This is a genomic window from Scandinavium sp. (genome assembly GCF_032012665.1).
In the GTDB taxonomy this organism is placed as follows: Bacteria; Pseudomonadota; Gammaproteobacteria; order Enterobacterales; family Enterobacteriaceae; genus Scandinavium.
In genome coordinates this window covers 16716-42501 of record NZ_DALZVG010000027.1, presented here as the reverse complement: position 1 = coordinate 42501, position 25786 = coordinate 16716, and the positions used below count along the sequence as shown (strand labels likewise).

The window sequence follows — 25786 nt, the reverse complement described above, 5'->3', positions numbered from 1 at the left end:
GTTTACCCCTCGTTTGCTGCCCGGAACCCATTTTCCAGGTCGGCAATTAAATCTTCACTGTCTTCAATACCGGTCGAAATACGCAGCAGCGTTTCCGAAATACCCGCCGCCGCTCGGGCTTCTGGCGCCATGCCCGCGTGGGTCATGGTCGCCGCGTGAGAAATCAGGCTTTCCACACCGCCCAGCGATTCTGCCAGCGTGAACAAAGAGAGCCCACTCAGGAAACGACGAAGCGTATTTTCATCGCCGTCCAGTTCAAAGCTGAGCATCGCACCAAACCCTTTCTGCTGGCGGGCGGCAATCTCATGTCCCTGGTTCTCCGGCAGGGAAGGATGATACAGCTTTTTCACCAGCGGTTGCTGCTTCAGGAACTCAACAATCGCCGTGGCGTTACGCTGCGCCACTTCCATACGTGGACTCAGCGTCCGCAGGCCGCGCAGGAGCAGGTAGCTGTCGAAAGCGCTGCCGGTGACGCCGATATTATTTGCCCACCATGCCAGTTCGGTGACGGTTTCCTGATCTTTAGCAATCACTACGCCCGCCACCACGTCAGAGTGACCATTAAGGTATTTGGTGCAGGAGTGCAGCACCAGATCGGCCCCCAGCGCCAGCGGATTTTGCAGCGCCGGGCTCAGGAAGGTGTTATCCACCACGCTGACGGCACCCGCCGCACGCGCCAGCTCGCAAATTTTTGCAATATCCACGACGCGCAACAACGGATTACTTGGGCTTTCGATCAGCACCAGCTTCGGTTTTTCGGCCAGCGCCGCCTTTAACGCCTGTTCATCACCCTGATCGACAAACAGCACGCGGTAGCAGCCGCGTTTCGCAAGGCTGTCGAACAGGCGATAGCTTCCGCCATAGCAGTCGTGCGGCGCCACCAGCAGATCGCCAGGCTTCAGGAAAACGGTCGTCACCAGATGAATCGCCGACATACCGGTGTTGGTTAGTACCGCACCTGCCCCGCCTTCCAGCTCGGCCAGCGCCCGCTGAACGACATCACGCGTCGGGTTACCACGACGGGAATAGTCGTGCGCACGCGGCTCATTGAATCCGGTGAAGTTATAGGTGCTGGAAAGGTGAATCGGGGGGACAACGCAGCCATATTGCTCGTCATCATTTAACCCGCTACGCACTGCGATGGTGGCTTGTTTACGCGTCATGGTGAATCGTTCCTGGCTTTAGCGATGAAAAGTCAGGCCTCAGAGTAACCACTGCCACAATAGACGTCAATACATCTGGACATCTAAACTTCTTTGCGTATAGATTGAGCAATCGGGAAATAGCCGTTAAAATTACCTGCATTAGCGCACATCCACGGTGGCTTTGCTGGTGTCATGGTCACACCTCTCAGGTAAACTGTGCGACATTCTGGTTCGGGCGCGCGCCTGAACCTTTTATTCATGATTAGAGGATTAGAGTCTCATGGCTGAATGGAGCGGCGAATATATCAGCCCCTACGCTGAGCACGGTAAGAAGAGTGAGCAGGTCAAAAAAATTACGGTGTCCATTCCACTGAAGGTCCTGAAGATCCTCACTGATGAACGCACCCGCCGCCAGGTGAACAACCTGCGCCACGCCACCAACAGCGAGCTGCTGTGTGAAGCGTTCCTGCATGCGTTTACCGGCCAACCGCTGCCGAACGATGAAGATCTGCGTAAAGAGCGCAGTGATGAGATCCCGGAAGCGGCGAAGATTATTATGCGTGAACTGGGTATCGACCCGGAGACGTGGGAATACTGAGCTTGCAGAAACAAAAAAGGCGCCTTTCGGCGCCTTTTTTTCGGTTCGCTTATTTTGCGCCCGGGATGCTGAAACGCTTGTTGAAGCGGTCAACACGGCCACCGGTAGCAACGTCACGCTGCTTGCCAGTGTAGAACGGGTGGCATTTGCCGCACACGTCCAGGTTCAGATCGTGACCAACGGTAGAGTTGATCTTCATGATGTTACCGCAAGAACAAGTTGCAGTAACTTCTGCGTAATTTGGGTGAATACCTTTTTTCATGGGAAACCTCAGTGAAGGCCGCGTCGCTCTTCCAGCCCTAACGCCAGACACCACGCGAAGTTAATAGTATAGTTCGTTTGATACCGCATTAATGCGCATCAAAGGCGGCGAATCATACAGAATTTAACCAGGGGTTGCAATCTGATCCGCGCTCCCTGAATAACAATGTGTATACTAACTCCCCCTTTTTCAAGCCAGGAAGAGTCGATGCCCGTCGCACACGTTGCCCTGCCCGTTCCGCTTCCCCGCACCTTTGACTACCTGCTGCCTGACGGCGTAAGCGCTCAGGCCGGATGTCGCGTGCGCGTGCCCTTTGGCAAGCAGGAGCGCGTGGGGATTGTCGTGTCGGTGAGCAACGATAGCGAATTACCGCTCAACGAGCTGAAAAGCGTCGTGGAAGTGCTGGACGATGAACCGGTGTACTCCTCTGCCGTCTGGCGCATGCTGCAATGGGCCGCAGACTATTATCATCATCCCATTGGCGACGTACTGTTCCACGCTCTGCCCATTCTGCTACGTCAGGGAAAACCGGCCAGCCCGGCCCCGCTCTGGTACTGGTACGCGACAGAACAGGGCCAGGCCGTCGATATTAGCACCCTTAAACGATCGGCAAAGCAGCAACAAGCTTTAGCGGCGCTGCGTCAGGGGAAAATCTGGCGCCACCAGGTCGCTGACCTGGAATTTAATGACGCCGCGCTTCAGGGCCTGCGTAAAAAAGGCTACTGCGATCTGGCAAGTGAAGCGCCAGCGTTAACGGACTGGCGCCACGGCTACGCGGTGACCGGCGAGCGTCTGCGTCTGAACACAGAACAGGCCACCGCCGTGGGTGCGATTCACAGCGCCTCGGATAAATTCTCCGCCTGGCTGCTGGCGGGCGTGACGGGTTCCGGTAAAACGGAAGTCTATCTGAGCGTGCTGGAAAACGTACTGGCCCAGGGCAAGCAGGCGCTGGTGATGGTGCCGGAAATCGGCCTGACGCCGCAAACTATCGCCCGCTTTCGCGAACGCTTTAACGCCCCGGTTGAGGTGCTGCACTCCGCCCTGAACGACAGCGAGCGGCTGTCCGCCTGGCTGAAAGCCAAAAATGGCGAAGCGGCCATCGTGATCGGCACGCGCTCTTCCTTATTTACCCCGTTTAAAAACCTTGGCGTGATCGTCATCGACGAAGAGCACGACAGCTCCTACAAACAGCAGGAAGGCTGGCGCTATCACGCCCGTGATTTAGCCGTCTGGCGGGCACACAGTGAGCAAATTCCGATTATTCTGGGTTCCGCCACGCCGGCGCTGGAAACGCTGCATAACGTTCGCCAGGGGAAATACCATCAGCTGAAGCTGACCAAACGCGCAGGTAATGCCCGACCGGCGAATCAGCACGTGCTGGATTTGAAAAGCCAGCAGCTGCAGGCCGGACTTTCCCCGGCGCTTATCAGCCGCATGCGCCAGCATTTGCAGGCGGATAACCAGGTTATTTTATTCCTCAACCGACGCGGCTACGCTCCGGCACTGCTGTGTCACGAATGCGGCTGGATTGCCGAATGCCCGCGCTGCGACAGCTATTACACCCTGCATCAGGGCCATCGCCATCTGCGCTGCCACCACTGTGACAGCCAGCGCCCGATCCCGCGCCAGTGTCCGTCGTGCGGCTCCACGCATCTCGTGCCGGTTGGCTTAGGCACAGAACAGCTCGAAGAAGCGCTGGCACCGCTTTTTGCGAACGTGCCGATTTCCCGTATCGATCGCGACACTACCAGCAGAAAAGGCGCGCTGGAACAGTACCTCGCCGAAGTGCATCGCGGCGGTGCGCGTATCCTGATTGGCACGCAGATGCTGGCGAAGGGCCATCACTTCCCGGACGTGACGCTGGTTGCATTGCTCGATGTAGACGGTGCGCTGTTTTCTGCAGATTTCCGCTCCGCTGAACGCTTCGCACAGCTTTATACCCAGGTGTCAGGCCGTGCCGGACGCGCAGGCAAACAGGGCGAAGTGATTTTGCAGACGCATCATCCTGAGCACCCGCTGCTGCAAACCTTGCTGCATCAGGGATATGACGCTTTCGCCCAGCAGGCTTTAGCGGAACGCCAGTCGCTTCAGCTGCCGCCGTGGACCAGCCACGTGCTGATTCGTGCTGAAGATCACGATAACCAGCAGGCACCGCTGTTTCTTCAGCAATTGCGAAACCTGCTTCAGGCAAGCCCGCTGGCAGATGACAAACTCTGGCTGCTCGGCCCGGTGCCTGCTCTGGCGCCCAAACGCGGCGGCCGATGGCGCTGGCAGATTGTGCTGCAACACCCGTCACGCCTGCGTTTGCAGCATATCGTCGGCGGCGCGATGGCGCTGATTAACACCCTTCCTGCCTCCCGGAAAGTAAAATGGGTGCTCGACGTGGACCCCATCGAGGGCTAACCCCTTGCGCTGAGAAGCAGATCGAAAAATTTCGCATCCGTCACAATTTTAATGAAATTTGTGTAACTCCCTGGCGTGACTCTCTGATACAAAAGAGAGAGTTGTCAGAGACAGCGGATGTCTCTGCCCCCGGCCGCGAGGAGAACCCAGGTGAAGTCCAATAAAGAGGTTGCTGCAGCAACCATGAAGGATGTTGCAGAAAAAGCAAATGTCTCAACGGCAACGGTTTCCCGGGCGTTGATGAATCCCGATAAAGTTTCGCAGTCCACGCGCAACAAAGTGGAAAAGGCCGCACTGGAAGTGGGCTATTTTCCCCAGGCGCTCGGGCGTAGCTCAAAACGAAACGAGTCGCGCACCATTCTGGTGATTGTGCCGGACATCTGCGATCCCTTCTTTAGCGAAATCATCCGCGGCATTGAAGTCACGGCCGCCGCGCAGGGATATCTGGTGCTGATTGGCGACTGCGCCCATCAGAATCAGCAGGAAAAAACCTTCATCGACCTCATCATCACCAAGCAAATTGACGGCATGCTGCTGCTGGGCTCGCGACTGCCGTTTGACGCCAGCATTGAGGAGCAGCGTAATCTGCCGCCAATGGTGATGGCTAACGAATTTGCGCCAGAGCTGGAACTGCCAACGGTGCATATTGATAACCTGACGGCCGCCTTTAACGCCGTCAATTTCCTGCATGAGCTCGGACACCAGCGCATCGGCTGTATCGCCGGGCCGGAAGAGATGCCGCTGTGCCACTACCGCCTGCAGGGTTACGTTCAGGCTCTGCGTCGCAGTGGAATAACCGTTGACCCGCACTATATCGCCCGGGGGAATTTCACCTATGAAGCCGGTGCGAACGCGCTTGAGCAGCTACTGGCGCTGCCGCAGCCGCCAACGGCCGTTTTCTGTCATAGCGATATCATGGCCCTGGGCGCGCTTTCGCTGGCAAAACGCCGCGGGCTGAAAGTACCGGACGATCTGTCGATTATCGGCTTCGATAATATCTCGCTGGCTGAGTTCTGCGATCCGCCGCTCACCACAGTTTCTCAGCCACGTTTCGCGATTGGGCGCGAGGCCATGCTGTTACTGCTCGATCAGCTTAGCGGGCAAAATGTCAGTAGCGGTTCCCGCTTGCTGGACTGCGAACTCATTGTCCGGGGTAGTACCACAAAAAATAAGCCTTAAACTAAACGGCTTTCGGAGTTGCGGTTCTGGTCAAAGCTCCGTCGCTTAAGTAACATGGCGGGCTGACGAACGAATAAATACAGCGAAACGACAGTGGCACAACGAGATTATGTCAGCCGCAGCAAACCTGCAGCTTCGCGGCGCAAAAAGAATCCTTCAAGGAATTCACGGAAAAAGCAAAGTAGCCTTCCTGCTGTCTCACCAGCCATGGTCGCTATTGCTGCGGCTGTGCTGGTTGCCTTTATCGGTGGCCTGTACTTCATCACCCATCATAAAAAAGAAGAGGCGGAAGCCCTTCAGGGCCGCCAGGCGACGGGCAATGGCCTGCCGCCGAAGCCGGAAGAGCGCTGGCGCTACATCAAAGAGCTGGAAAGCCGCCAGCCGGGCGTGCGCGCGCCAACCGAACCCTCTGCGGGCGGCGAGGTGAAAAATGCCGATCAGCTGACCGACGAGCAGCGTCAGCTGCTGGCACAAATGCAGGCGGACATGCGCCAGCAGCCCACTCAGCTGACAGAAGTGCCGTGGAACGAGCAGACGCCAGCCCAGCGCCAGCAAACGCTGCAGCGCCAGCGTCTTCAGCAGCAGGCGCAACAGCAGGTTCAGCAGCAACAATGGACGCAGACTCAGCCAGTGCAGGCGCCGCGCACCCAGTCTCGCGTGACGGAGCAGCCGTATCAGGCCCCACGCACGGTTCAGAGCCAGCCTGCACAGCAGCCACGCCAGGCTCAGCCGAAGCAAACCACGCAGCAGCCGTATCAGGATTTGCTGCAAACGCCAACGCACACCACGGCAAGCCAGCCTAAAACCCAGCAGGCCGTCCCGGTGACGCGTGAACCAGAGCCTGCGAAGCAAACGGCAGAGAAAAAAGATGAGCGCCGCTGGATGATTCAGTGTGGCTCGTTCAAAGGGGCCGATCAGGCCGAAACCGTTCGCGCCCAGCTGGCATTTGAAGGATTCGACTCCCGCATCACCACCAACAACGGCTGGAACCGCGTAGTCATTGGCCCACTGAAAGGTAAGGAAAATGCCGACGGCACCATCTCTCGCCTGAAGGTCGCCGGACACGCAAACTGCATTCGTCTCGCCGCCGGGGGTTGAAACCCCCAAAATCCCCCCCATCTATAAATGCATTCTGCCCCGTACACCGTGCGGGGCCTGTATTCTGCTTCACACCCAGGGGGTCCTCTCGTGACAACAATAGTCAGTGTTCGTCGTAACGGTCATGTCGTTATCGCCGGTGATGGTCAGGCCACGCTTGGCAACACCGTCATGAAAGGCAACGTGAAAAAAGTCCGTCGTTTGTACAACGACAAAGTGATCGCCGGTTTTGCGGGCGGCACTGCGGATGCCTTCACGCTGTTTGAACTGTTCGAACGCAAGCTGGAAATGCATCAGGGACATCTGGTGAAAGCGGCGGTTGAGCTCGCCAAAGACTGGCGTACCGACCGCATGCTGCGCAAGCTTGAAGCGCTGCTTGCCGTTGCCGACGAAACCGCATCTCTCATCATTACCGGGAACGGCGACGTCGTTCAGCCAGAAAACGATTTGATTGCCATTGGCTCCGGCGGCCCGTATGCCCAGGCCGCAGCCCGTGCGCTGCTGGAAAACACCGAGCTCAGCGCTCGTGACATTGCGGAAAAAGCGTTAGGTATTGCAGGCGATATTTGCATCTACACCAACCATTTCCACACTATCGAAGAATTACCTTCTAAAGCGTAAGGATCTCAAATGTCTGAAATGACCCCACGCGAGATTGTCAGCGAACTCGACAAACACATTATCGGCCAGGACGACGCCAAGCGTTCTGTGGCTATCGCCCTGCGTAACCGCTGGCGTCGTATGCAGCTTGACGAAGAGCTGCGTCATGAAGTGACCCCGAAGAATATTCTGATGATCGGTCCGACCGGCGTCGGTAAAACCGAAATCGCCCGTCGTCTGGCGAAGCTGGCTAACGCACCGTTCATCAAAGTCGAAGCGACTAAGTTCACCGAAGTGGGCTATGTTGGTAAAGAAGTGGACTCTATCATCCGCGATCTGACCGATGCCGCCGTCAAAATGGTGCGCATGCAGTCCATCGACAAAAACCGCTATCGTGCGGAAGAGATGGCGGAAGAGCGTATTCTCGATGTGCTGATCCCGCCGGCCAAAAACAACTGGGGCCAGTCGGAACAACCTCAGGAACCTTCAGCCGCACGTCAGGCGTTTCGCAAAAAACTGCGTGAAGGTGAGCTTGATGACAAAGAAATTGAAATCGATCTCGCTGCTGCGCCGATGAACGTCGAAATTATGACGCCGCCGGGCATGGAAGAGATGACCAGCCAGCTGCAGTCGATGTTCCAGAACCTCGGCGGCCAGAAACAAAAGCCGCGTAAGGTGAAAATCAAAGACGCCATGAAGCTGCTAATTGAAGAAGAAGCGGCGAAGCTGGTGAACCCGGAAGAGCTGAAGCAGGCCGCAATCGACGCCGTTGAACAGCACGGGATCGTGTTCATCGATGAAATCGACAAAATCTGTAAGCGCGGCGGTAACTCCTCCGGCCCGGATGTGTCCCGCGAAGGCGTTCAGCGTGACCTGCTGCCGCTGGTGGAAGGCTGCACCGTATCCACCAAGCACGGGATGGTGAAAACCGACCACATTCTGTTTATCGCCTCCGGTGCTTTCCAGGTGGCCAGCCCGTCTGACCTGATCCCTGAGCTGCAGGGTCGTTTGCCTATTCGCGTTGAGCTGAAGGCGCTGACCACCCACGATTTCGAGCGTATTCTGACCGAACCGAACGCCTCCGTTACCGTGCAGTACAAAGCGCTGATGGGCACCGAAGGCGTGAACATCGACTTCACCGACGACGGCATTAAACGCATTGCTGAAGCAGCCTGGCAGGTGAACGAATCCACCGAAAACATCGGTGCCCGTCGCCTGCACACCGTGCTGGAACGCCTGATGGAAGACATCTCTTACGACGCCAGCGAACGTCAGGGTGAATCCTTTACCATTGATGCAGAATATGTGAGCAAACATCTGGATGCGTTAGTGGCAGATGAAGATCTGAGCCGTTTTATCCTATAATCCCGGTAACTGCATTTTCATCACTGTTGATGGGGGCTCTGGCCCCCATTTTTATTGGCCGGAATAATGACTGAACAATCACTGAGTCGTACCCAGGCATGGCTGGAAAGCCTGCGCCCGAAAACATTACCGCTGGCGTTTGCCGCCATCGTCGTCGGAACGGCGCTTGCCTGGTGGCAGGGTCATTTCAATCCGCTGGTTGCTCTGCTGGCGCTCGTCACCGCCGGGCTGCTGCAAATTCTGTCGAACCTGGCGAATGACTATGGCGATGCGGTGAAAGGCAGCGACAAGCCCGATCGCATTGGGCCGCTGCGCGGGATGCAAAAGGGCGTTATCACCAAAGAGCAGATGAAGCGGGCGTTGATTATCACCGTGGCGCTGATTTGCATCTCAGGTATTGCGCTACTTGTTGCTTCGTACCAGACGATGCAAGATTTTATCGGCTTCCTGGTGCTTGGCGGGGTGTCGATTATTGCCGCCATCACCTATACCGTCGGCACGCGCCCGTATGGCTACATTGGGCTTGGCGATGTTTCCGTGCTGATTTTCTTCGGCTGGCTCAGCGTAATGGGCAGCTGGTATCTTCAGGCGCACACGCTTGAACTGTTAACGTTCCTGCCTGCCACGGCCTGCGGATTACTCGCCACGGCCGTGCTGAATATTAATAATCTGCGTGATATCAACAGCGATCGCGAGAACGGTAAAAACACCCTCGCCGTGCGTCTGGGGCCGGTTAACGCTCGCCGCTATCATACCGTTCTGCTGCTGGGCGCGCCGCTTTGCCTGGCGTTATTTAACCTGCTGGCGCTGCATAGCCCGTGGGGTTGGCTGTTTATTCTCGCTCTGCCGTTGCTTATCAGGCAGGCGCGTTTTGTCCTGACCCATCGCGACCCGGTCGATATGCGCCCAATGCTGGAACGCACGGTTAAAGCGGCTCTGCTGACTAACCTGTTGTTTGTGGTTGGGATTATTCTAAACCATGCGTTCGCTTAACTGACAAATATCAATTAACAATTGATGATTTTGCCAACAATGCGATTCGCACGATATACTGAAAACACTCACAGCTTCTGAACGTTAAGCCTATGAAATACGATACATCCGAGCTTTGCGACATCTACCAGGAAGATGTCAATGTCGTTGAACCGCTGTTCTCCAACTTTGGCGGACGGTCGTCGTTTGGTGGACAAATCATCACGGTGAAGTGTTTCGAGGATAACGGGCTCCTGTACGATATGCTCGAACAGAACGGTCGTGGCCGCATCCTGTTAGTGGATGGCGGTGGCTCCGTGCGCCGGGCACTGATTGACGCCGACCTCGCGCGCCTGGCCGTGCAAAATGAATGGGAAGGCATGGTGGTTTACGGTGCCGTCCGTCAGGTTGATGACCTGGAAGAGCTGGACATCGGTATTCAGGCGATGGCGGCTATTCCGGTCGGTGCCGCAGGAGAAGGCATTGGTGAAAGCGACGTGCGCGTGAACTTCGGCGGTGTTACGTTCTTCTCCGGCGACCATCTCTATGCCGACAATACCGGCATTATCCTGTCGGAAGACCCGCTCGACATTGAATAAGCGCTTCTGAAAAAGGCCTTCTCACTGAGAAGGCCTTTTTGTTTGCGGCAAACTTACTGGATCTTGCCTAAAAAGTCGCGTTTGCCCAGCGGCACGCCCGCCTGACGCAAAATGCCGTAGGCCGTGGTGGAATGGAAAAAGAAGTTCGGAACGGCGAACTGCCATACGAAGCTTTGAGCGGTGAAGTTCAGCTGATGCTCGCGGGCCTGAACCATCACCGGACGCTGATCGTCACCTGCGAGCTGTTCATCGCTGATGCTTTTCATATAAGCGATAGTGGCTGCGATGCGTGCCTGAAGCTCGGCAAACGTAGCTTCGTTATCTTCCATCACTGGCGCGTCAACGTCCGCCAGGCGGGCAATCGCGCGCTTAGCCATATCGCAGGCAACCTGTACCTGACGCTTCAGCGGGAACATATCGTCCGCCAGCTTCGCCTCCAGTAGCGTAGCCTCCTGAACCCCCTGCTCTTTTGCCCAGGCCGCGCTCTTTGCCAGAACGGCATCCAGACTCACCAGCCCGTGAATAAACTGCGCTTTCATTTCGCTATACAGTGACATTTTCAGCTTCCTTAATGGTGGTAAACCCATCGAGAATAAACTCAGGGCATAACGAAGAGTAGCGCGAATTGTGCGCCAATACGTTGAACCTGAGGGCATAAAAAAATCCGTAGCCCCAGAGGGTTACGGATTCTGATAAAACGAACTTGCGGTCGCGCTTAGTACAGCTTTTTCGCACAATCCAGCAGGTCAGTTCTGAATGGACGCTTCATATTTTCAATGGCGTCGATGATGTCGTGGTGAACCAGTTTTTCGTTCTGGATCCCGACACAGCGGCCGCCGAAGCCTTCCAGCAGAACTTCAATCGCGTATGCGCCCATGCGTGAAGCAAGGATGCGGTCATAAGGCACCGGGGAACCGCCGCGCTGGATGTGGCCCAGAACGGTTGCACGGGTTTCGCGCTTGGTTTCGGTTTCGATGAATTTCGCCAGCTCGTCCACGTCACACATGTGCTCAGTGATAGCCACGATCGCGTGTTTCTTGCCTTTCGCGATGCCCGCTTTGATTTCTGCCACCAGATCTTCGCGATTGAATTCAACTTCCGGCACCACGACAAACTCACAGCCGCCCGCAATGGCTGCCGCCAGGGTCAGATCGCCGCAGTAACGGCCCATCACTTCAACGATGGAGATACGCTGGTGAGAAGAAGAGGTGTCACGCAGGCGGTCAATCGCTTCCACGACGGTGCCCAGCGCGGTGAAGTAACCGATGGTGTAATCGGTGCCTTTGATATCGTTATCGATAGTGCCCGGCAGGCCCACGCACGGGAAGCCCATTTCGGTCAGGCGCTTAGCCCCCATGTAGGAACCGTCACCGCCGATAACCACCAGCGCGTCCAGGCCGCGCTTTTTCATGTTCTCGATAGCCACGGCACGGATGTGCTCTTCGCGGAATTCCGGGAAACGCGCAGAACCCAGGAAGGTACCACCGCGGTTAATCATATCGGACACGCTGTAACGGTCGAGCTGAACCATCCGGTCTTCGTACAGACCAAGGTAGCCATCATAAATACCCATTACTTCCAGACCTTCCGTCAGCGCGGCACGAACCACACCACGGATAGCTGCGTTCATGCCCGGCGCATCACCGCCGCTTGTCAACACACCGATTTTCTTAATCATGACTACCTCTGAACTTAGGAATGCTAAAAATTATTCTGTTGCCCGAAGCGCCCCCGTATCACGGGAGAGATCGACTCTATGAGAGATAGTATATCAGGCGCTTCGTGCTGAATTGATTCAGGTCAGACCAAACGGCGGTAATTTAGACAAAAATGCCGATCCGACCCCCATTTTTACAACGAATGACGAAAGTCCAAAAAGCCCTGTCGTCCCGAAGGCACAACCGAGCGCGGATCCTGATGAATAATGACATCAGAACCCGGAAAACGAAGCAAAATAGCCTGCTCAACCTGTTCAGCCACCAGATGCGCCTGAACCAATGGCAGATTGTCTTCCATTTCTAAATGAATCTGAATAAAGCGGGTCGGCCCTGACTGCCGCGTTCGAAGGTCATGCGCACCGCTCACGCCCGGCCAGGCGCTGACGATGTTAATGATTTCTTGCCGTTCTTCATCGGGTAAAGCCCGGTCCAGCAGAGACTGAACGGCTTCATACCCCATGCGTAACGCACTATATAAAATATAGATGCCAATACCCAATGCAAACAACGCGTCTGCGCGATGCCAGCCGTACCAGGCGAGCGCCAGCGCCACCAGAATGGCGCCGTTCATCATAACATCAGACTGATAATGAAGCATATCTGCACGCACCGCCTGGCTTTGCGTCTTACGCACGACCCAGCGCTGGAAGGTCACCAGCACCATCGTGCTGATAAGCGCAATCACCGTCACAATCATGCCGACGCCAGGCTCATGCATAGGCTCTGGCTTGATCAAATTCTGAATGCCGGTCAAAAACAGGAACAGGGCCGAACCGGAAATAAACATGCTCTGGGCAAGCGCGGCCAGCGATTCAGCTTTGCCGTGGCCGAACGTATGTTCTTCGTCGGCGGGCTGCAGCGAATAGCGCACGACCAGCAGATTGGTTAGCGAGGCGGCAATATCCACCAGCGAGTCCACCAGCGCGGCCAGAATACTGACGGATCCGGTGTACCACCACGCAAAAATCTTAATCAAAAGTAACACCGACGCCATCACCGTCGCGGCCAGCGCCGCACGGCTGACTAACCGGCCATAAGATTGATTCATAAACACTCCTGCACGTATCTGCGGGTAGTATAGCGGAATGCGCTCGAAGTCAGTGGCTGGAAAAAGGGCAAAAAAAACCCCCTCATCATGAGGGGGAAGACAGGGATGGTGTCTATGGCAAGGAAAACAGGGTTTGTTACTGGTTGCTACGGGTATTGCTACTACTGAACAGCGTTAGAGCTGAACCTTGCTGCATCCGTGCAACCTCACGCAACTGATCCATACGTTGCTGGTGTCTTTCATTTAAAACCGCTTGTTGCTCTGGCGTAAGCAGGCGGTACATCTGGTTGCGGACCCGGGCCATTTCGACCTGGCGAGCAACCTGCTCCTGCGCCATTTTTTCTGCCTGAGCGTGCACGGCGGTTTCATCAAATTTTTCTGCGGTGACAAGCTTATGCATTGTCTCCATTTCGCTAACATTAACAGGGGGCTGCTGGCGCCGGGCCTGTTGCATAAGATCCCGCATCTGTTGACGCTGATATTCGGTTAAACTTATGCCGTCAAACATATGGCTCTGGTGACTGCCCTGCGTCGCCCCATCATTTGGGGTCCAGTTAACGCTGGTAACGACTTCAGCAGCCTGGCTATTCGCACTTAGCGCCAGCGTTGAGGCCATGACGGCAGCGATAACATTGCGCATCAATTGCTCCCAGGTACTTTTGTTTCGCGATTCAACGAAAGCCAGTCTACGATTCAGGCTGCAAACATGCGTCAGGGGGTGTAAAACAACGTAAAGTCATGGATTAGCGAGCCTTGATGACGTAATTTCTGCCTCGGAGGTATTAAATCAATGAATAAAATCCTGTTAGTTGATGATGACCGGGAGCTCACCTCCCTGTTAAAGGAGCTGCTCGACATGGAAGGCTTCAATGTGCAGGTTGCCCATGATGGGGAACAGGCACTGGCGCTTCTGGATGACAGCATCGACCTGCTTTTACTCGACGTGATGATGCCGAAAAAGAACGGTATCGACACCCTTAAAGAGTTACGACAGACGCACCAGACACCGGTCATTATGTTGACCGCACGCGGCAGCGAGCTGGATCGCGTTCTCGGCCTTGAGCTGGGCGCAGACGACTACCTGCCTAAACCGTTTAACGATCGCGAGCTGGTCGCCCGTATTCGCGCGATCTTGCGTCGCTCCCACTGGAGCGAACAGCAGCAGACCAGCGAAAACAACTCACCAAACTTAGAAGTGGATTCTCTGAGCCTGAATCCAGGCCGTCAGGAAGCAAGCTTTGACGGTGCGACCCTTGAGCTGACCGGCACCGAGTTCACGCTGCTGTATCTGCTGGCACAGCATCTCGGCCAGGTGGTGTCTCGTGAACACCTGAGCCAGGAAGTGCTGGGTAAACGCCTGACGCCGTTTGACCGCGCCATCGACATGCACATTTCCAACCTGCGCCGTAAATTGCCGGAGCGGAAAGATGGCCATCCATGGTTTAAAACCTTACGTGGCCGCGGCTATCTGATGGTATCCGCTTCATGATAGGAAGTTTGACCGCTCGCATCTTTGCCATTTTCTGGTTAACCCTGGCACTGGTGCTGATGCTGGTACTGATGTTGCCCAAGCTTGACTCGCGCCAGATGACCGAACTGCTGGACAGCGAGCAGCGCCAGGGGCTAATGATAGAGCAGCACGTTGAAGCCGAGCTTGCGAACGATCCCCCGAACGATTTGATGTGGTGGCGCCGCCTGTTTCGCGCCATCGACAAATGGGCACCGCCTGGGCAACGCCTTCTGCTGGTCACCAGCGAAGGCCGCGTGATCGGCGCAGAACGCAATGAAATGCAGATCATTCGTAACTTTATCGGCCAGTCCGATAACGCCGATCATCCGCAGAAAAAACGCTACGGGCGTCTGGAAATGGTGGGGCCTTTCTCGGTCAGAGACGGGGAAGATAACTACCAGCTTTATTTGATTCGCCCGGCAAACACCTCGCAATCCGATTTCATCAACCTGCTGTTTGACCGCCCGCTGCTGCTGCTGATTGTCACCATGCTGGTGAGTTCACCGCTGCTGCTATGGCTGGCGTGGAGCCTCGCCAAGCCTGCACGTAAGCTGAAAAACGCCGCCGATGAGGTCGCCCAGGGAAACCTGCGCCAGCATCCTGAACTGGAAGCCGGGCCGCAGGAGTTCCTCGCGGCGGGCTCCAGTTTCAACCAGATGGTGACCGCGCTGGAAAGGATGATGACGGCTAACCAGCGCCTGCTGTCCGATATTTCTCACGAGCTGCGCACGCCGCTCACGCGCCTTCAGCTGGGCACCGCCTTGCTGCGTCGCCGGGCCGGAGAAAGCAAAGAGCTGGAGCGTATTGAAACGGAAGCGCATCGTCTGGACAGCATGATCAACGACTTGCTGGTAATGTCGCGCAATCAGTCGAAAAACGCGCTGGTCAGTGAAACCCTCAAGGCCAACCACCTGTGGGGGGAAGTGCTGGACAACGCCGCGTTTGAAGCGGAACAGATGGGGAAATCATTTACCGTCGAATATCCGCCTGGCCCATGGCCGCTGTACGGTAACCCGAATGCGCTGGAAAGCGCCTTTGAGAATATCGTGCGCAACGCCCTGCGTTACTCGCACACCAAAATCTCGGTCAGCTTCTCGGTGGATAAAGACGGCATCACCATTAACGTGGACGATGACGGCCCGGGCGTCAGCCCGGAGGACAGAGAGCAGATTTTCCGTCCGTTCTACCGCACAGACGAAGCCCGCGACCGCGAATCCGGCGGCACCGGGCTTGGCCTGGCTATTGTCGAAACCGCCATCCAGCAGCATCGCGGCTGGGTGAAGGCCGACGACAGCCCGCTCGGCGGTTTGCGTCTGACTATGTGGCTGCCGCTGTATAAGCGGGATTGATCAGCGTCTCCCCTCTCCCTAACCCTCTCCCAAAGGGAGAGGGAACCGATCGAGCCAATACCAATCAGGGTGCTGGTTTTCTCCCTCTCCTTATGGGAGAGGGCCGGGGAGAGGGTATCAGTCAATCTGAATCCCTACTTCCCCCACAACCTCCGCGAATTATCCTCAATCTGTCCGTTCAGACGCCGCTTCTGCATGGTTCTCGTCCAACTGACGGATAGCCCCGCCGCCGACAGCAGACGATGATACTGTTCGTCGTCATACGGCGTGTACCACGCAATCGCCGCCGCGCCATACACGGACACATTGCTCAGGCGGGAAACGAGAACCAGCGGCTGCTCCGTCGATACTTTTCCCGCCACAATGACCCGATACAGCCAGCCCATTTTGCCACTGCTTTGCATTAGAGAGGAAAAGTCGCTGATGCCGAAGTGATAGTTAAGCTTAAAGCACGGCGAGCGCGGCTGCGTCACCTGAATCAGCGCATCGCCCCAGCGGAAGATGTCGCCAATAAAAACGTTTTTCTCCGTCAGACCTTCCGTTGAGAGGTTCTCACCAAAGGCGGGCGCGCAGAACAGATCGGCCTGTTCCGGAAATTCACGCGCCCAGGCAGCGTAATGCTCGCGTGGATAATGGCACAGCGCGCGGTCCGGGCCACCGTGAATTTTCTTTTCCGCCTGCTCGTCACCCACCAGGCCCCGTTCGGTGAGTTCCAGCTCGCCGTCTACCTGCAATTTTGCAATCGCGCTTGGTCGGCTGCCCTCGTACTCCCGCACGCTGCCCGTAAAAACCTCCACCGGATATTGCATCTTCCCTCTCCTGCTGCTGACAACACATTGCCGCTATTTTTGCACGTAAACTACGCAAAATGCGACATGCGTAAAGCCGCGAGCGACGGATTCATGTTATCCATTAGTTAAAATGAAACACCATTTCACTATAAGGAGTTCATGCTATGACCCGTCATTCTGCGTTTAGCGGCGTATGGTGCCCCTCTATCACGCCAATGGACAGTGAAGGAAATATTGATTACGTCGGCATGTCGCGGCACCTCGCCCGCCTGACTGACGCGCGCATCGACGTCATCCTGCTGATGGGCAGCATCGGCGAGTTTGCTTCATTTTCACTGGAGGAGCGCCTTGCTCTCATTCGTAAAGCGCGGGAGATGTCGCCCCTGACGATGGTCGCCAACGTCTCCTCCACCTGCCTGAGTGACGTCGTGACGATGGCGCAGGCAGCTCACGACGCGGGCTACGAAGCGGTGATGGTATTGCCGCCCTATTATTACGCTCAGACGGCGAATCAGGTCCTGAGCTACTTCCGCAGGATTGGCCAGACGCTGAAGGGGAAATGGTTTGCCTATAACTTCCCGGCGCGCACCGGCTGCGATATCACCCCGGAGATTGCCGCCACGCTGGCCGCTGAATTTCCTGATTTCGCCGGTATCAAAGACACGGTCGATTGCCAGTCGCACACGCGAGACATGATCCTCGCCACTCAGGCCGTGCGCCCTGATTTTGCGGTACTTTCGGGCTATGACGAATATTTCATTCCGAACCTGATGGCGGGCGGCGCTGGCGTTATTTCAGGTCTGAACAACGTCATGCCGGAGCTGTTCGTCACGGCGCGTGAAGCCTGGCAAAAAGGGGATTTACCTGCACTCACCGGGGCCCAGCGTGAAATTGGCCGCTGCATGGCAATTTATGCCATCGGCGATGATTTTGTGACCACGATTAAAACGGTTGTCTCCCGCAAGTTCGGTTACAGTACGCCCGTTTCCCGCAACGCGGGCGGCGCGCTGAATGAGGCACAGCTTCAGCAGGCCGATCGTCAGTTCGACATCCGCTGAAAGCAAAAGAGCCTCACAATGCGAGGCTCCCTTTCATAATACCAGACAGGTCTATTTCACCGTATTACGCACATCAATCGCCACCGACTCGCTCTTCACTCTGCGTGACCAAACAGAGGTGATGATCGGCACCAGGATGGACGTTACGATAACTGACGTTGCCACCAGCGAAGTTGCAGCTGGCGCCATCGGTTTAAACGCAGGCACCATTTCTGCAATCAGAACGGGCGTGGCAACCGCAGCACCCGCTGAGCTGGATGCCGCAATCCCCGCCGTGCCATCGCCGCCGCCAATCAGCTTATCGGCAATAATCAGCGGAATGCCGGTGACCACAATCACCGCCAGGCCAAGCAGAACACCAAGCAGGCCGGTCTGGGCAATCACGCTCAAATCAATGGTGTTGCCCAACGCAAAGGCGAAGAACGGGATCAGCGTCTGTACCGCTTTGCCGAAAAAGTCGCGTAGCTCAGGATCGAGGTTACCCAACAGGAAGCCTACGAGGAACGGCAGCACTGCGCCAACAAACACGTGCGGTTCAAATGAGGCAATACCCGCCGTGCCGAGAATAATCATGGTCATCAGCGGGCCGGACTCCAGCGACATCAGCACGAACGCCCCCGCCTCTTCTTTGGTACCGTACTGCTGCATGATCGAGGCGTAGAGACCGCCGTTGGTCATGTCCATGCACGCCACCAGCGCCAGCGTCGAAAGCCCGGCAAAGAAACCCGCCTCAACGCCGTGCTCAGGAATAATTCGGGAGGCAATGGCCGCCACCACCCACGCCACCGCGATTTTAGTCACCACCAGCGTGCCGGATTTACGCAGCACGGTACCGGTGGCGCTCAGCTTGATGGAAGCTCCCATACAGAAAAACCACACGGCCAGAATCGGTACCGTTCCGGTGATCATTCCGTTGGTAAAAGAACCGAAGTATTTACCCGCATCCGGGGAGAAAGTGTGACACAGGGCGCCGAGGAACAGCGGCACCAGCATCATACCACCGGGGATTTTTTCAATTGCACGTTTGATTTGCATGACCACCACCCGTAAGAACGTATTGTTTTTCTGATTTTCAGACGCCGGATGACGCTCAAGGAGTGCCGCGGCAGGCCAACAATAGTCCCAACGAGGGGTGAGAACAGTGATCGAACAAACAAATTAAAACGATGTTTTATATTTATGGGATCAATGTTTTTATTTTTGATCTTTATCACAACTCCCGCGGCAGGCATAAAAAAACCCTGCTGAATCAGCAGGGTTTTGTCTTCTGCCCAGGGCAGGAGGCGCTAAATCGCCTTATTTTTTCGCTGCAAAACGCGCAGCCGCTTCGTCCCAGTTCACTACGTCCCAGAACGCTTTGATGTAGTCCGGACGACGGTTCTGGAATTTCAGGTAGTAAGCGTGCTCCCACACGTCCAGACCCAGAATCGGGAAGCCGGATGCGCCAGAAATCGCTTCGCCCATCAGCGGGGAATCCTGGTTAGCGGTTGAAACTACCGCCAGCTTGTCGCCTTTCAGCACCAGCCACGCCCAGCCGGAGCCGAAACGGGTGGCAGCGGCTTTTTCGAATTCCGCTTTGAAGTTGTCCACGGAGCCGAAATCACGCTCGATAGCCGCTTTCAGGTCGCCCTGCAGGGTGGTACCGGTTTTCAGGCCTTTCCAGAACAGGCTGTGGTTGGCGTGGCCGCCTGCGTTGTTGCGCAGCACGGTTTTCTTGTCTGCTGGCAGCTGATCCAGTTTGGTGATCAGCTCTTCCGCGGAGAGGTTTGCGAACTCCGGCAGGCTTTCCAGCGCCGCGTTAGCGTTGTTCACATAGGTCTGGTGGTGTTTGGTGTGATGGATTTCCATCGTCTGCTTGTCAAAGTGCGGCTCAAGGGCATCGTACGCGTACGGCAGGGATGGCAGTGTATAACTCATATTCATCTCCAGTTATTATCGGGCGGCAGAGGTGTTAACGCCGCGTAAGCAGTTGGTTCATTATAGTTATTTAAATGATATTGAAAATGTTTATCAATGCCGTAGTTTTAATAAGGTTATAACAATTGGTTATGTGGCTGATTTTGTGAGCCCGCTCAGGCGGAACACGCGCTTTTTGCCAGGTCCAGGGTTTACGCGGCAACGGTCTGAAGGTTAATCCGTTGACTGATTTTTACACTCATCAGGTCAGATGAAAGATTCATCGACGTAACACGTTGAGGATAAAAAAATGAGTCACGCGATTACGATGGGTATTTTTTGGCATTTGATAGGTGCAGCCAGTGCAGCCTGTTTCTACGCCCCGTTCAAAAAGGTTAAAAATTGGTCCTGGGAAACGATGTGGTCGATTGGCGGTATCGTCTCCTGGCTCATCCTGCCGTGGACGATCAGCGCCATGCTACTGCCAGATTTCTGGGCCTACTACGGTTCATTCAGCGCCTCCACGCTGCTACCCGTGTTCCTGTTCGGCGCGATGTGGGGCATCGGTAACATTAACTACGGTCTGACCATGCGCTACCTTGGCATGTCGATGGGTATTGGCATTGCCATCGGCATTACGCTTATCGTTGGCACGCTGATGACACCGATTCTGAACGGAGATTTTCACATTCTGGTTGGCACCGAAGGCGGGCGTATGACGCTGCTCGGCGTGCTGGTTGCCGTCGTTGGCGTGGGCATTGTGACCCGCGCGGGGCAGCTTAAAGAGCGTAAAATGGGCATCAAAGCCGAAGAGTTCAACCTGAAAAAAGGGTTGGTGCTGGCGGTCATGTGCGGGATTTTCTCCGCCGGGATGTCATTTGCGATGAACGCCGCAAAGCCGATGCATGAAGCCGCCGCCGCGTTGGGTGTCGATCCGCTGTATGTCGCTCTGCCAAGCTATGTCGTGATTATGGGCGGCGGTGCGGTAATTAACCTTGGCTTCTGCTTCATTCGCCTGGCAACAAAATCAAACTTGTCGGTAAAAGCAGACTTCTCGCTGGCAAAACCGATGATCGTCGGCAATATCCTGTTTTCCGCACTGGCAGGGCTGATGTGGTATCTGCAGTTCTTCTTCTACGCCTGGGGCCACGCCAGCATTCCGGCGCAGTACGACTACATGAGCTGGATGCTGCACATGAGTTTCTACGTGCTGTGCGGCGGCCTGGTTGGGCTGATTCTCAAAGAGTGGAATGCGGCAGGACGCCGTCCGGTCGGGGTGCTGAGCCTCGGCTGCGTGGTAATTATCATCGCCGCCAACATCGTTGGCCTGGGCATGGCGAACTGATTACGCCGCGGTTTTTTGACGATGACGCCATTGCCCTGGCGTCATCCCCACTTCGCGATTAAACACCACCGAGAAGTAGTTACTGTCCTCAAAGCCGCAGTGCATCGCAATTTCCCCGATCATCAATTCTGAATGCTGAAGCAGATATTGCGCGTGGCAGATGCGCAACTGGCGCAAATAGTGATTAATGGTCATCCCCGTCTGGCTGCGAAACTGCTGACGCAGCGTTCGCTCACTGCAGGCCTGCTGCTCACAGAATTTATCCAGCGCAAAAGGCCGGTTCAGACTACCCGCAAGGGCAGTCAGCAGCTTATCGAGCAGCGCTTCGCTCTCGGTGGCGGCAAGGTTATCGGTGGCATAGCGATGGCGGCGCAGCGTCACCACCAGCTGGGCAAACAGCAGCTCGGCCATATCGTCAATCTGGCCGCCCGTTTTGTGACTCTCCTGTTCCAGCGCGGTGATCACCTGCCGCGCCTGAGCCATACCGTTGCTGCCGATGCGCCAGTGCGGCGTCCAGACGGTGCCATTCAGGCCGGGAATGTGCGCCGCCCAGTCAAGGTTAAGCTTCAGCCGCTCCGGGCAGTAAATAATATTCTGTAAAACCAGATCGTTAACGGAAGCGTAGGAGTGCTTATCTTCCGCGCGGATGTAGAACAGATCGCCGCGCGTAATGCGGTAGGGCCTGTCGTTAAGGATATGCAGCCCGTTTCCGCGCCATACCAGCACCAGTTCGCAGAACTCATGCGTATGCTCAGCAAAGACGTTTTGCGGATAGCGATCGGCCACCGCCACCGCCTGCTGCGGGGAGGCAAAGAAATCGGCTTTGCGGAGAATGAGCTGGGCTGGCACGGAGGACCTCAAACAGCGAATAACTGCCTATTATTCGCTGTTTTACGGGCAAAAACGGTGACTGGACTCGCGTTACTGAGGCAGGGTGTCGCGCCCCTGGCGAATATCACGCGGTGACCACTGAAATTCGCGGCGAAACAGCGTCGAAAAGTGGTTACTGTCGCCAAAACCACAGCGAAAAGCGATATCCGTAACGCTCTCATCGCTGTGGCGTAGTAAGTGACGCGCTTTGGTCAGGCGAATACGATTGAGATAGCGCTGAGGCGTTAACCCGGTGTGCTGTTTCAGCTGGCGATGCAGGGTACGCAGCGACAGAGAAAAGCGTCCGGCAAGCGTTTCCCAGCAGACATCTTCCGCAAAGTGCTCTTCCAGCCACGCCATCATCAGATTCAGGCGCGCATCGTTGTTGGTCGCCTCCGCCGCCAGGCTCCCCTTGCGCAGCTGCACCAGCAGCTGCATAAACAGAATTTCGCGGTGGGCGATGGCGTGCATGTCAGTGCCATCATCGAGTACCTCCATCTGCTGCACAATTCCGCGCACCTGGTGCAACACAGACTGATTCACCCGCCAGTGTGAGGGGTAGATGCCATCCTGCTCCTGCGGCAGCAGCTTTTGCAGGCCGGAGAGAAACTGGAAAGCATCAGGCGAACGGTACAGGACGTTGGTCAGGCACAGATTGTCAGTGTGCTCATACAAATGGCGGTCGTGATCGCGGACAAAGCAAACCGTGCCGCCGGCAATGGTATAGGGTTGACCGTTGAACACGTGAATGCCCGTGCCGTGCTCAACGATAACAATCTCATGAAAATCATGGTGATGCTCAGGGAACTCGGCCTGTGGAAGCCGTGGCTCAATGGCAACAGGCGCATGTCCTGAAGGAAAGAAATCCACGCTGTGCAATACGGTCATAACAGTTCCGCCAGATGAGAAAAGTTATCAGGATAATAAGCAGCTCCCGCCAATCTCACCTTGAATTTTTGACAACAAAGCGCGCAAACCTCGTTCATTTTTCAAGAAACGACAGGAAAAATCAGGAAATGCGTTCAGCGTCACACCCGCATGAAACGGCATGATTACTGGAAAGTGTGAAGGCTCTCACGTTCACCTTTGCTTTCTTGCCAGCCGACTTTTACCGCTGTCAGTAGTGAGAAGGTAGCCAGTGCAGGGGTACGCCAGACTGATGCCATTGACCATCAGAAGGACCTCTCCAATGAGTTTTCGCCATTGTGTGGCCGTGGATTTAGGCGCTTCCAGCGGACGCGTCATGCTCGCCAGTTACGACCGCCAAAAACGGACCCTGGCGCTGCGGGAAATCCACCGCTTTGTGAATACGCTGCAGAAAGTGAACGGCACCGACTGCTGGGATATCGACAGCCTGGAAGCCGATATCCGCCTCGGCCTGAAGAAAGTCTGCGACGACGGCATTCTTATCGACAGTATCGGCATCGACACCTGGGGCGTGGACTACGTGCTGCTGGATAAAGACGGCCAGCGCGTCGGCCTGCCCGTCTCCTATCGCGACAGCCGTACTCAGGGCGTGATGCAGCTTGCCGAAACACAGCTGGGGCGTGCTGACATCTACCGCCGCAGCGGCATTCAGTTTTTACCCTTCAACACGCTGTATCAGTTCCGCGCCCTTGCAGATCAACAACCAGAGATCGTCGACAGCGTCGCCCACGCCCTGCTGATCCCCGACTATTTCAGCTTTCGCCTGACCGGCAAGCTGAACTGGGAGTACACCAACGCGACCACCACTCAGATGGTGAACATCAATACGGATAACTGGGATGAGAGCCTGCTCAACTGGGCGGGTGCGCCTCGCCGCTGGTTCGGCACGCCAACGCATCCCGGCAACGTGATTGGTCACTGGATTTGCCCGCTGGGCAATGAAATCCCTGTGGTCGCCGTTGCCAGCCATGATACCGCCAGCGCGGTCATTGCCTCGCCGCTGAAGGGTAAACATGCGGCTTACCTCTCCTCCGGCACGTGGTCGCTGATGGGTTATGAAAGCAAAACCCCGGCGACCAGCGACGTGGCGCTCACCAACAACATCACCAATGAAGGCGGCGCGGAAGGCCGCTACCGGGTGCTGAAAAACATCATGGGGCTGTGGCTGCTTCAGCGCGTGCTCAAAGAACAAAGCATCAGCGATATTGCGTCCTTAATCACTCAGACCCGCGATATCCCGGCCTGCAAATTTGTCATTAACCCGAACGACGACCGCTTTATCAACCCGGCCAACATGAGCGCCGAAATTCAGGCCGCGTGCCGCGAAAGCCAGCAGCCTGTCCCCCAAAGCGCGGCGGAACTGGCGCGCTGTATTTTCGATAGTCTGGCGCTGCTGTATGCCCGCGTGCTGCACGAACTCGCCGATCTTCACGACCACGCTTTTTCACAACTGCACATCGTCGGCGGCGGCTGTCAGAACGAGCTGCTGAACCAGCTTTGCGCCGATGCCTGCGGCATTTCGGTCATCGCCGGGCCGATTGAGGCCTCCACGCTCGGCAACATCGGCGTGCAGCTGATGACGCTAGACGAACTCAAAGACGTTGACGATTTTCGCGAGGTGGTGCGCGGCAACCATGCCCTCACCACCTTCACCCCGGATCCGAACAGTGAAATTGCCCGCTACGTCGCGCAATTTCAGCCACAACAGACCAAGGAGCTTTGCGCATGACCACTCAACTTGAACAAGCCTGGGAACTGGCAAAACAGCGTTATGCCGCTGTGGGTGTCGACGTCGAGGAGGCGCTGCGTCAGCTTGACCGTCTGCCCGTCTCGATGCACTGCTGGCAGGGCGACGACGTCGCCGGATTTGAAAATCCAGGCGGCGCGCTGACGGGTGGCATTCAGGCAACGGGCAACTATCCGGGCAAAGCCCGGAACGCCACGGAGCTGCGCGCCGATCTGGAGCAGGCGCTGAGCCTGATCCCGGGCCCAAAACGCCTGAACCTGCACGCCATCTATCTGGAGTCTGAGACGCCGGTTGGCCGCAACGAAATCAAGCCTGAGCACTTCAAAAACTGGGTGCAGTGGGCGAAAGCCAATAAGCTGGGGCTGGACTTCAACCCCTCCTGCTTCTCGCACCCGAACAGCGCCGACGGCTTTACCCTGGCAAGCGCCAACGATGAAATCCGACAGTTCTGGATTGACCACTGCAAGGCCAGCCGCCGCGTATCAGCGTACTTCGGCGAGCAGCTCGGCACGCCTTCGGTGATGAACATCTGGATCCCGGATGGCATGAAGGACCTGACCGTTGATCGCTTCGCGCCACGCCAGCGCTTAATGAACGCGCTGGATGAGATCATCAGCGAAAAACTGAGCCCGGCACACCACATCGACGCCGTGGAAAGCAAGCTGTTCGGCATCGGCGCGGAGAGCTACACCGTCGGCTCCAATGAGTTCTATATGGGCTACGCCACCAGCCGCCAGACTGCGCTGTGTCTGGATGCAGGTCACTTCCACCCGACCGAAGTCATCTCAGACAAAATCTCCGCCGCCATGCTGTTCGTGCCGCGCCTGCTGCTGCACGTGAGCCGTCCGGTGCGCTGGGACAGCGACCACGTGGTGCTGCTGGATGATGAAACCCAGGCCATCGCCAGCGAAATCATCCGCCACGACCTGTTCGACCGCGTCCACATCGGCCTCGACTTCTTCGATGCCTCCATCAACCGCATCGCGGCCTGGGTTATCGGCACCCGCAACATGAAGAAAGCCCTGCTGCGCGCGCTGCTGGAGCCAACGGCAGAGCTGCGCCAGCTGGAGCTGGACGGCGACTACACCGCGCGCCTGGCGCTGCTTGAAGAGCAGAAATGCCTGCCGTGGCAGGCCGTCTGGGAGATGTACTGCCAGCGCAACGATACCCCGGCGGGTAGCCAGTGGCTCGAGAGCGTGCGGGCCTACGAGAAAAATATCTTAGCAAAGCGCAAATAAATACACTGCCCGGCGGCGCGCTGCTTGCCGGGCCTACGGATAAATGTAGGCCGGGTAAGCGCAGCGCC

The 25786-nt window shown here is 56.3% G+C and carries 25 protein-coding genes; 14 read left to right on the top strand and 11 right to left on the bottom strand.

What is annotated here, in order from left to right; translation table 11 throughout:
* Positions 1 to 2 precede the first annotated feature (2 nt).
* On the bottom strand, positions 3 to 1163 hold the full coding sequence (gene metB / locus RTU33_RS18380) for a cystathionine gamma-synthase (protein WP_312629268.1): 1161 nt from the start codon (positions 1161 to 1163) through the stop codon (positions 3 to 5).
* Between the two features lie 262 nt (positions 1164 to 1425).
* Here metB and metJ point away from each other — a divergent pair, with 262 nt between their 5' ends.
* Positions 1426 to 1743, top strand: a complete 318-nt coding sequence (gene metJ / locus RTU33_RS18375) for a met regulon transcriptional regulator MetJ (protein ID WP_002436782.1) — start codon at positions 1426 to 1428, stop codon at positions 1741 to 1743.
* A 49-nt stretch (positions 1744 to 1792) separates the two neighbouring features.
* On the opposite strand, the gene rpmE is transcribed toward metJ, so the two are convergent.
* Positions 1793 to 2005: a 50S ribosomal protein L31 gene (gene rpmE, locus RTU33_RS18370; RefSeq protein WP_312629267.1), complete on the bottom strand. Its 213-nt coding sequence runs from the start codon at positions 2003 to 2005 to the stop codon at positions 1793 to 1795.
* 207 nt (positions 2006 to 2212) lie between these two features.
* Here rpmE and priA point away from each other — a divergent pair, with 207 nt between their 5' ends.
* The 7 genes from priA (at position 2213) to rraA (ending at position 10221) form a co-directional block, all read left to right on the top strand.
* Positions 2213 to 4408: a primosomal protein N' gene (gene priA, locus RTU33_RS18365; protein WP_312629266.1), complete on the top strand. Its 2196-nt coding sequence runs from the start codon at positions 2213 to 2215 to the stop codon at positions 4406 to 4408.
* 150 nt (positions 4409 to 4558) lie between these two features.
* The gene (gene cytR / locus RTU33_RS18360; protein ID WP_312629265.1) at positions 4559 to 5587 is read left to right on the top strand and encodes a DNA-binding transcriptional regulator CytR; all 1029 of its coding nucleotides are present in this window, start codon (positions 4559 to 4561) and stop codon (positions 5585 to 5587) included.
* A gap of 93 nt (positions 5588 to 5680) precedes the next feature.
* Entirely contained in the window at positions 5681 to 6685 is a 1005-nt protein-coding gene (ftsN, locus tag RTU33_RS18355) for a cell division protein FtsN (RefSeq protein ID WP_312629263.1), read from the top strand.
* Positions 6686 to 6775: 90 nt separating this feature from the next.
* Complete coding sequence (hslV, locus tag RTU33_RS18350; RefSeq protein ID WP_097164448.1) at positions 6776 to 7306, top strand: ATP-dependent protease subunit HslV; 531 nt, start codon at positions 6776 to 6778, stop codon at positions 7304 to 7306.
* A 9-nt stretch (positions 7307 to 7315) separates the two neighbouring features.
* Positions 7316 to 8650, top strand: coding sequence for an HslU--HslV peptidase ATPase subunit (gene hslU, locus RTU33_RS18345; RefSeq protein ID WP_312629262.1), 1335 nt, complete (start codon positions 7316 to 7318; stop codon positions 8648 to 8650).
* Positions 8651 to 8716: 66 nt separating this feature from the next.
* On the top strand, positions 8717 to 9643 hold the full coding sequence (gene menA / locus RTU33_RS18340; protein WP_312629261.1) for a 1,4-dihydroxy-2-naphthoate polyprenyltransferase: 927 nt from the start codon (positions 8717 to 8719) through the stop codon (positions 9641 to 9643).
* A gap of 92 nt (positions 9644 to 9735) precedes the next feature.
* Positions 9736 to 10221, top strand: coding sequence for a ribonuclease E activity regulator RraA (rraA, locus tag RTU33_RS18335; RefSeq protein ID WP_312629260.1), 486 nt, complete (start codon positions 9736 to 9738; stop codon positions 10219 to 10221).
* A gap of 53 nt (positions 10222 to 10274) precedes the next feature.
* Here rraA and RTU33_RS18330 read toward each other — a convergent pair whose 3' ends face one another.
* The 4 genes from RTU33_RS18330 to cpxP form a co-directional block, all read right to left on the bottom strand.
* The gene (locus RTU33_RS18330) at positions 10275 to 10778 is read right to left on the bottom strand and encodes a DUF1993 domain-containing protein (protein WP_312629259.1); all 504 of its coding nucleotides are present in this window, start codon (positions 10776 to 10778) and stop codon (positions 10275 to 10277) included.
* 158 nt (positions 10779 to 10936) lie between these two features.
* Positions 10937 to 11899, bottom strand: coding sequence for a 6-phosphofructokinase (gene pfkA / locus RTU33_RS18325; protein ID WP_312629258.1), 963 nt, complete (start codon positions 11897 to 11899; stop codon positions 10937 to 10939).
* A gap of 173 nt (positions 11900 to 12072) precedes the next feature.
* Positions 12073 to 12987 carry a CDF family cation-efflux transporter FieF gene (gene fieF / locus RTU33_RS18320; RefSeq protein ID WP_312629256.1) on the bottom strand — a complete coding sequence of 305 codons (915 nt, stop codon included), beginning with the start codon at positions 12985 to 12987 and terminating at the stop codon, positions 12073 to 12075.
* A 136-nt stretch (positions 12988 to 13123) separates the two neighbouring features.
* Complete coding sequence (gene cpxP, locus RTU33_RS18315; RefSeq protein WP_312629254.1) at positions 13124 to 13627, bottom strand: cell-envelope stress modulator CpxP; 504 nt, start codon at positions 13625 to 13627, stop codon at positions 13124 to 13126.
* Positions 13628 to 13777: 150 nt separating this feature from the next.
* On the opposite strand from cpxP, the gene cpxR reads away from it, so the two are divergent.
* Together cpxR and cpxA are read left to right on the top strand one after the other, a co-directional pair.
* Positions 13778 to 14476, top strand: coding sequence for an envelope stress response regulator transcription factor CpxR (gene cpxR, locus RTU33_RS18310; protein ID WP_312629252.1), 699 nt, complete (start codon positions 13778 to 13780; stop codon positions 14474 to 14476).
* Positions 14473 to 15846, top strand: a complete 1374-nt coding sequence (gene cpxA / locus RTU33_RS18305; protein WP_312629249.1) for an envelope stress sensor histidine kinase CpxA — start codon at positions 14473 to 14475, stop codon at positions 15844 to 15846. Before cpxR ends, cpxA begins: the two co-directional genes overlap by 4 nt.
* Positions 15847 to 15980: 134 nt before the next feature.
* On the opposite strand, the gene yiiM is transcribed toward cpxA, so the two are convergent.
* A complete protein-coding gene (yiiM, locus tag RTU33_RS18300) occupies positions 15981 to 16655 on the bottom strand; it encodes a 6-hydroxyaminopurine reductase (protein WP_312629247.1) in 675 nt (224 codons plus the stop codon).
* Positions 16656 to 16801: 146 nt separating this feature from the next.
* Here yiiM and RTU33_RS18295 point away from each other — a divergent pair, with 146 nt between their 5' ends.
* Positions 16802 to 17695 carry a dihydrodipicolinate synthase family protein gene (locus tag RTU33_RS18295; RefSeq protein WP_312629246.1) on the top strand — a complete coding sequence of 298 codons (894 nt, stop codon included), beginning with the start codon at positions 16802 to 16804 and terminating at the stop codon, positions 17693 to 17695.
* A gap of 51 nt (positions 17696 to 17746) precedes the next feature.
* Here the strand turns inward: RTU33_RS18295 and kdgT are convergent, their stop codons facing one another.
* Positions 17747 to 18730 (bottom strand): 2-keto-3-deoxygluconate transporter, encoded by a 984-nt coding sequence (gene kdgT, locus RTU33_RS18290; protein ID WP_312629245.1) that lies wholly within the window; start codon positions 18728 to 18730, stop codon positions 17747 to 17749.
* A 261-nt stretch (positions 18731 to 18991) separates the two neighbouring features.
* The gene (gene sodA, locus RTU33_RS18285; RefSeq protein WP_004203668.1) at positions 18992 to 19612 is read right to left on the bottom strand and encodes a superoxide dismutase [Mn]; all 621 of its coding nucleotides are present in this window, start codon (positions 19610 to 19612) and stop codon (positions 18992 to 18994) included.
* A 289-nt stretch (positions 19613 to 19901) separates the two neighbouring features.
* Between sodA and rhaT the strand changes: the two genes are divergently transcribed.
* Entirely contained in the window at positions 19902 to 20936 is a 1035-nt protein-coding gene (gene rhaT / locus RTU33_RS18280) for an L-rhamnose/proton symporter RhaT (RefSeq protein WP_312629243.1), read from the top strand.
* On the opposite strand, the gene rhaR is transcribed toward rhaT, so the two are convergent.
* Together rhaR and rhaS are read right to left on the bottom strand one after the other, a co-directional pair.
* Positions 20937 to 21785, bottom strand: coding sequence for an HTH-type transcriptional activator RhaR (rhaR, locus tag RTU33_RS18275; protein ID WP_312629242.1), 849 nt, complete (start codon positions 21783 to 21785; stop codon positions 20937 to 20939).
* A gap of 72 nt (positions 21786 to 21857) precedes the next feature.
* The gene (gene rhaS / locus RTU33_RS18270; RefSeq protein ID WP_312629241.1) at positions 21858 to 22694 is read right to left on the bottom strand and encodes an HTH-type transcriptional activator RhaS; all 837 of its coding nucleotides are present in this window, start codon (positions 22692 to 22694) and stop codon (positions 21858 to 21860) included.
* Positions 22695 to 22995: 301 nt separating this feature from the next.
* Between rhaS and rhaB the strand changes: the two genes are divergently transcribed.
* Together rhaB and rhaA are read left to right on the top strand one after the other, a co-directional pair.
* Positions 22996 to 24462 (top strand): rhamnulokinase, encoded by a 1467-nt coding sequence (rhaB, locus tag RTU33_RS18265; RefSeq protein ID WP_312629240.1) that lies wholly within the window; start codon positions 22996 to 22998, stop codon positions 24460 to 24462.
* The gene (gene rhaA, locus RTU33_RS18260) at positions 24459 to 25718 is read left to right on the top strand and encodes an L-rhamnose isomerase (RefSeq protein ID WP_312629238.1); all 1260 of its coding nucleotides are present in this window, start codon (positions 24459 to 24461) and stop codon (positions 25716 to 25718) included. Before rhaB ends, rhaA begins: the two co-directional genes overlap by 4 nt.
* The last annotated feature ends 68 nt before the right edge of the window (positions 25719 to 25786 follow it).

Bases quoted from the DNA above. Each gene is read 5' to 3' on its own strand.
- rhaT (WP_312629243.1), top strand. From the start codon at position 19,902: ATGAGTCACGCGATTACGATGGGTATTTTTTGGCATTTGATAGGTGCA.
- rraA (WP_312629260.1), top strand. From the start codon at position 9,736: ATGAAATACGATACATCCGAGCTTTGCGACATCTACCAGGAAGATGTC.
- kdgT (WP_312629245.1), bottom strand. From the start codon at position 18,730: ATGCAAATCAAACGTGCAATTGAAAAAATCCCCGGTGGTATGATGCTG.
- rhaB (WP_312629240.1), top strand. From the start codon at position 22,996: ATGAGTTTTCGCCATTGTGTGGCCGTGGATTTAGGCGCTTCCAGCGGA.
- RTU33_RS18330 (WP_312629259.1), bottom strand. From the start codon at position 10,778: ATGTCACTGTATAGCGAAATGAAAGCGCAGTTTATTCACGGGCTGGTG.
- yiiM (WP_312629247.1), bottom strand. From the start codon at position 16,655: ATGCAATATCCGGTGGAGGTTTTTACGGGCAGCGTGCGGGAGTACGAG.
- menA (WP_312629261.1), top strand. From the start codon at position 8,717: ATGACTGAACAATCACTGAGTCGTACCCAGGCATGGCTGGAAAGCCTG.
- rhaS (WP_312629241.1), bottom strand. From the start codon at position 22,694: ATGACCGTATTGCACAGCGTGGATTTCTTTCCTTCAGGACATGCGCCT.
- sodA (WP_004203668.1), bottom strand. From the start codon at position 19,612: ATGAGTTATACACTGCCATCCCTGCCGTACGCGTACGATGCCCTTGAG.
- hslU (WP_312629262.1), top strand. From the start codon at position 7,316: ATGTCTGAAATGACCCCACGCGAGATTGTCAGCGAACTCGACAAACAC.
- cpxA (WP_312629249.1), top strand. From the start codon at position 14,473: ATGATAGGAAGTTTGACCGCTCGCATCTTTGCCATTTTCTGGTTAACC.
- metB (WP_312629268.1), bottom strand. From the start codon at position 1,163: ATGACGCGTAAACAAGCCACCATCGCAGTGCGTAGCGGGTTAAATGAT.
- rhaA (WP_312629238.1), top strand. From the start codon at position 24,459: ATGACCACTCAACTTGAACAAGCCTGGGAACTGGCAAAACAGCGTTAT.
- priA (WP_312629266.1), top strand. From the start codon at position 2,213: ATGCCCGTCGCACACGTTGCCCTGCCCGTTCCGCTTCCCCGCACCTTT.
- RTU33_RS18295 (WP_312629246.1), top strand. From the start codon at position 16,802: ATGACCCGTCATTCTGCGTTTAGCGGCGTATGGTGCCCCTCTATCACG.
- metJ (WP_002436782.1), top strand. From the start codon at position 1,426: ATGGCTGAATGGAGCGGCGAATATATCAGCCCCTACGCTGAGCACGGT.
- cpxR (WP_312629252.1), top strand. From the start codon at position 13,778: ATGAATAAAATCCTGTTAGTTGATGATGACCGGGAGCTCACCTCCCTG.
- rpmE (WP_312629267.1), bottom strand. From the start codon at position 2,005: ATGAAAAAAGGTATTCACCCAAATTACGCAGAAGTTACTGCAACTTGT.
- cpxP (WP_312629254.1), bottom strand. From the start codon at position 13,627: ATGCGCAATGTTATCGCTGCCGTCATGGCCTCAACGCTGGCGCTAAGT.
- fieF (WP_312629256.1), bottom strand. From the start codon at position 12,987: ATGAATCAATCTTATGGCCGGTTAGTCAGCCGTGCGGCGCTGGCCGCG.
- pfkA (WP_312629258.1), bottom strand. From the start codon at position 11,899: ATGATTAAGAAAATCGGTGTGTTGACAAGCGGCGGTGATGCGCCGGGC.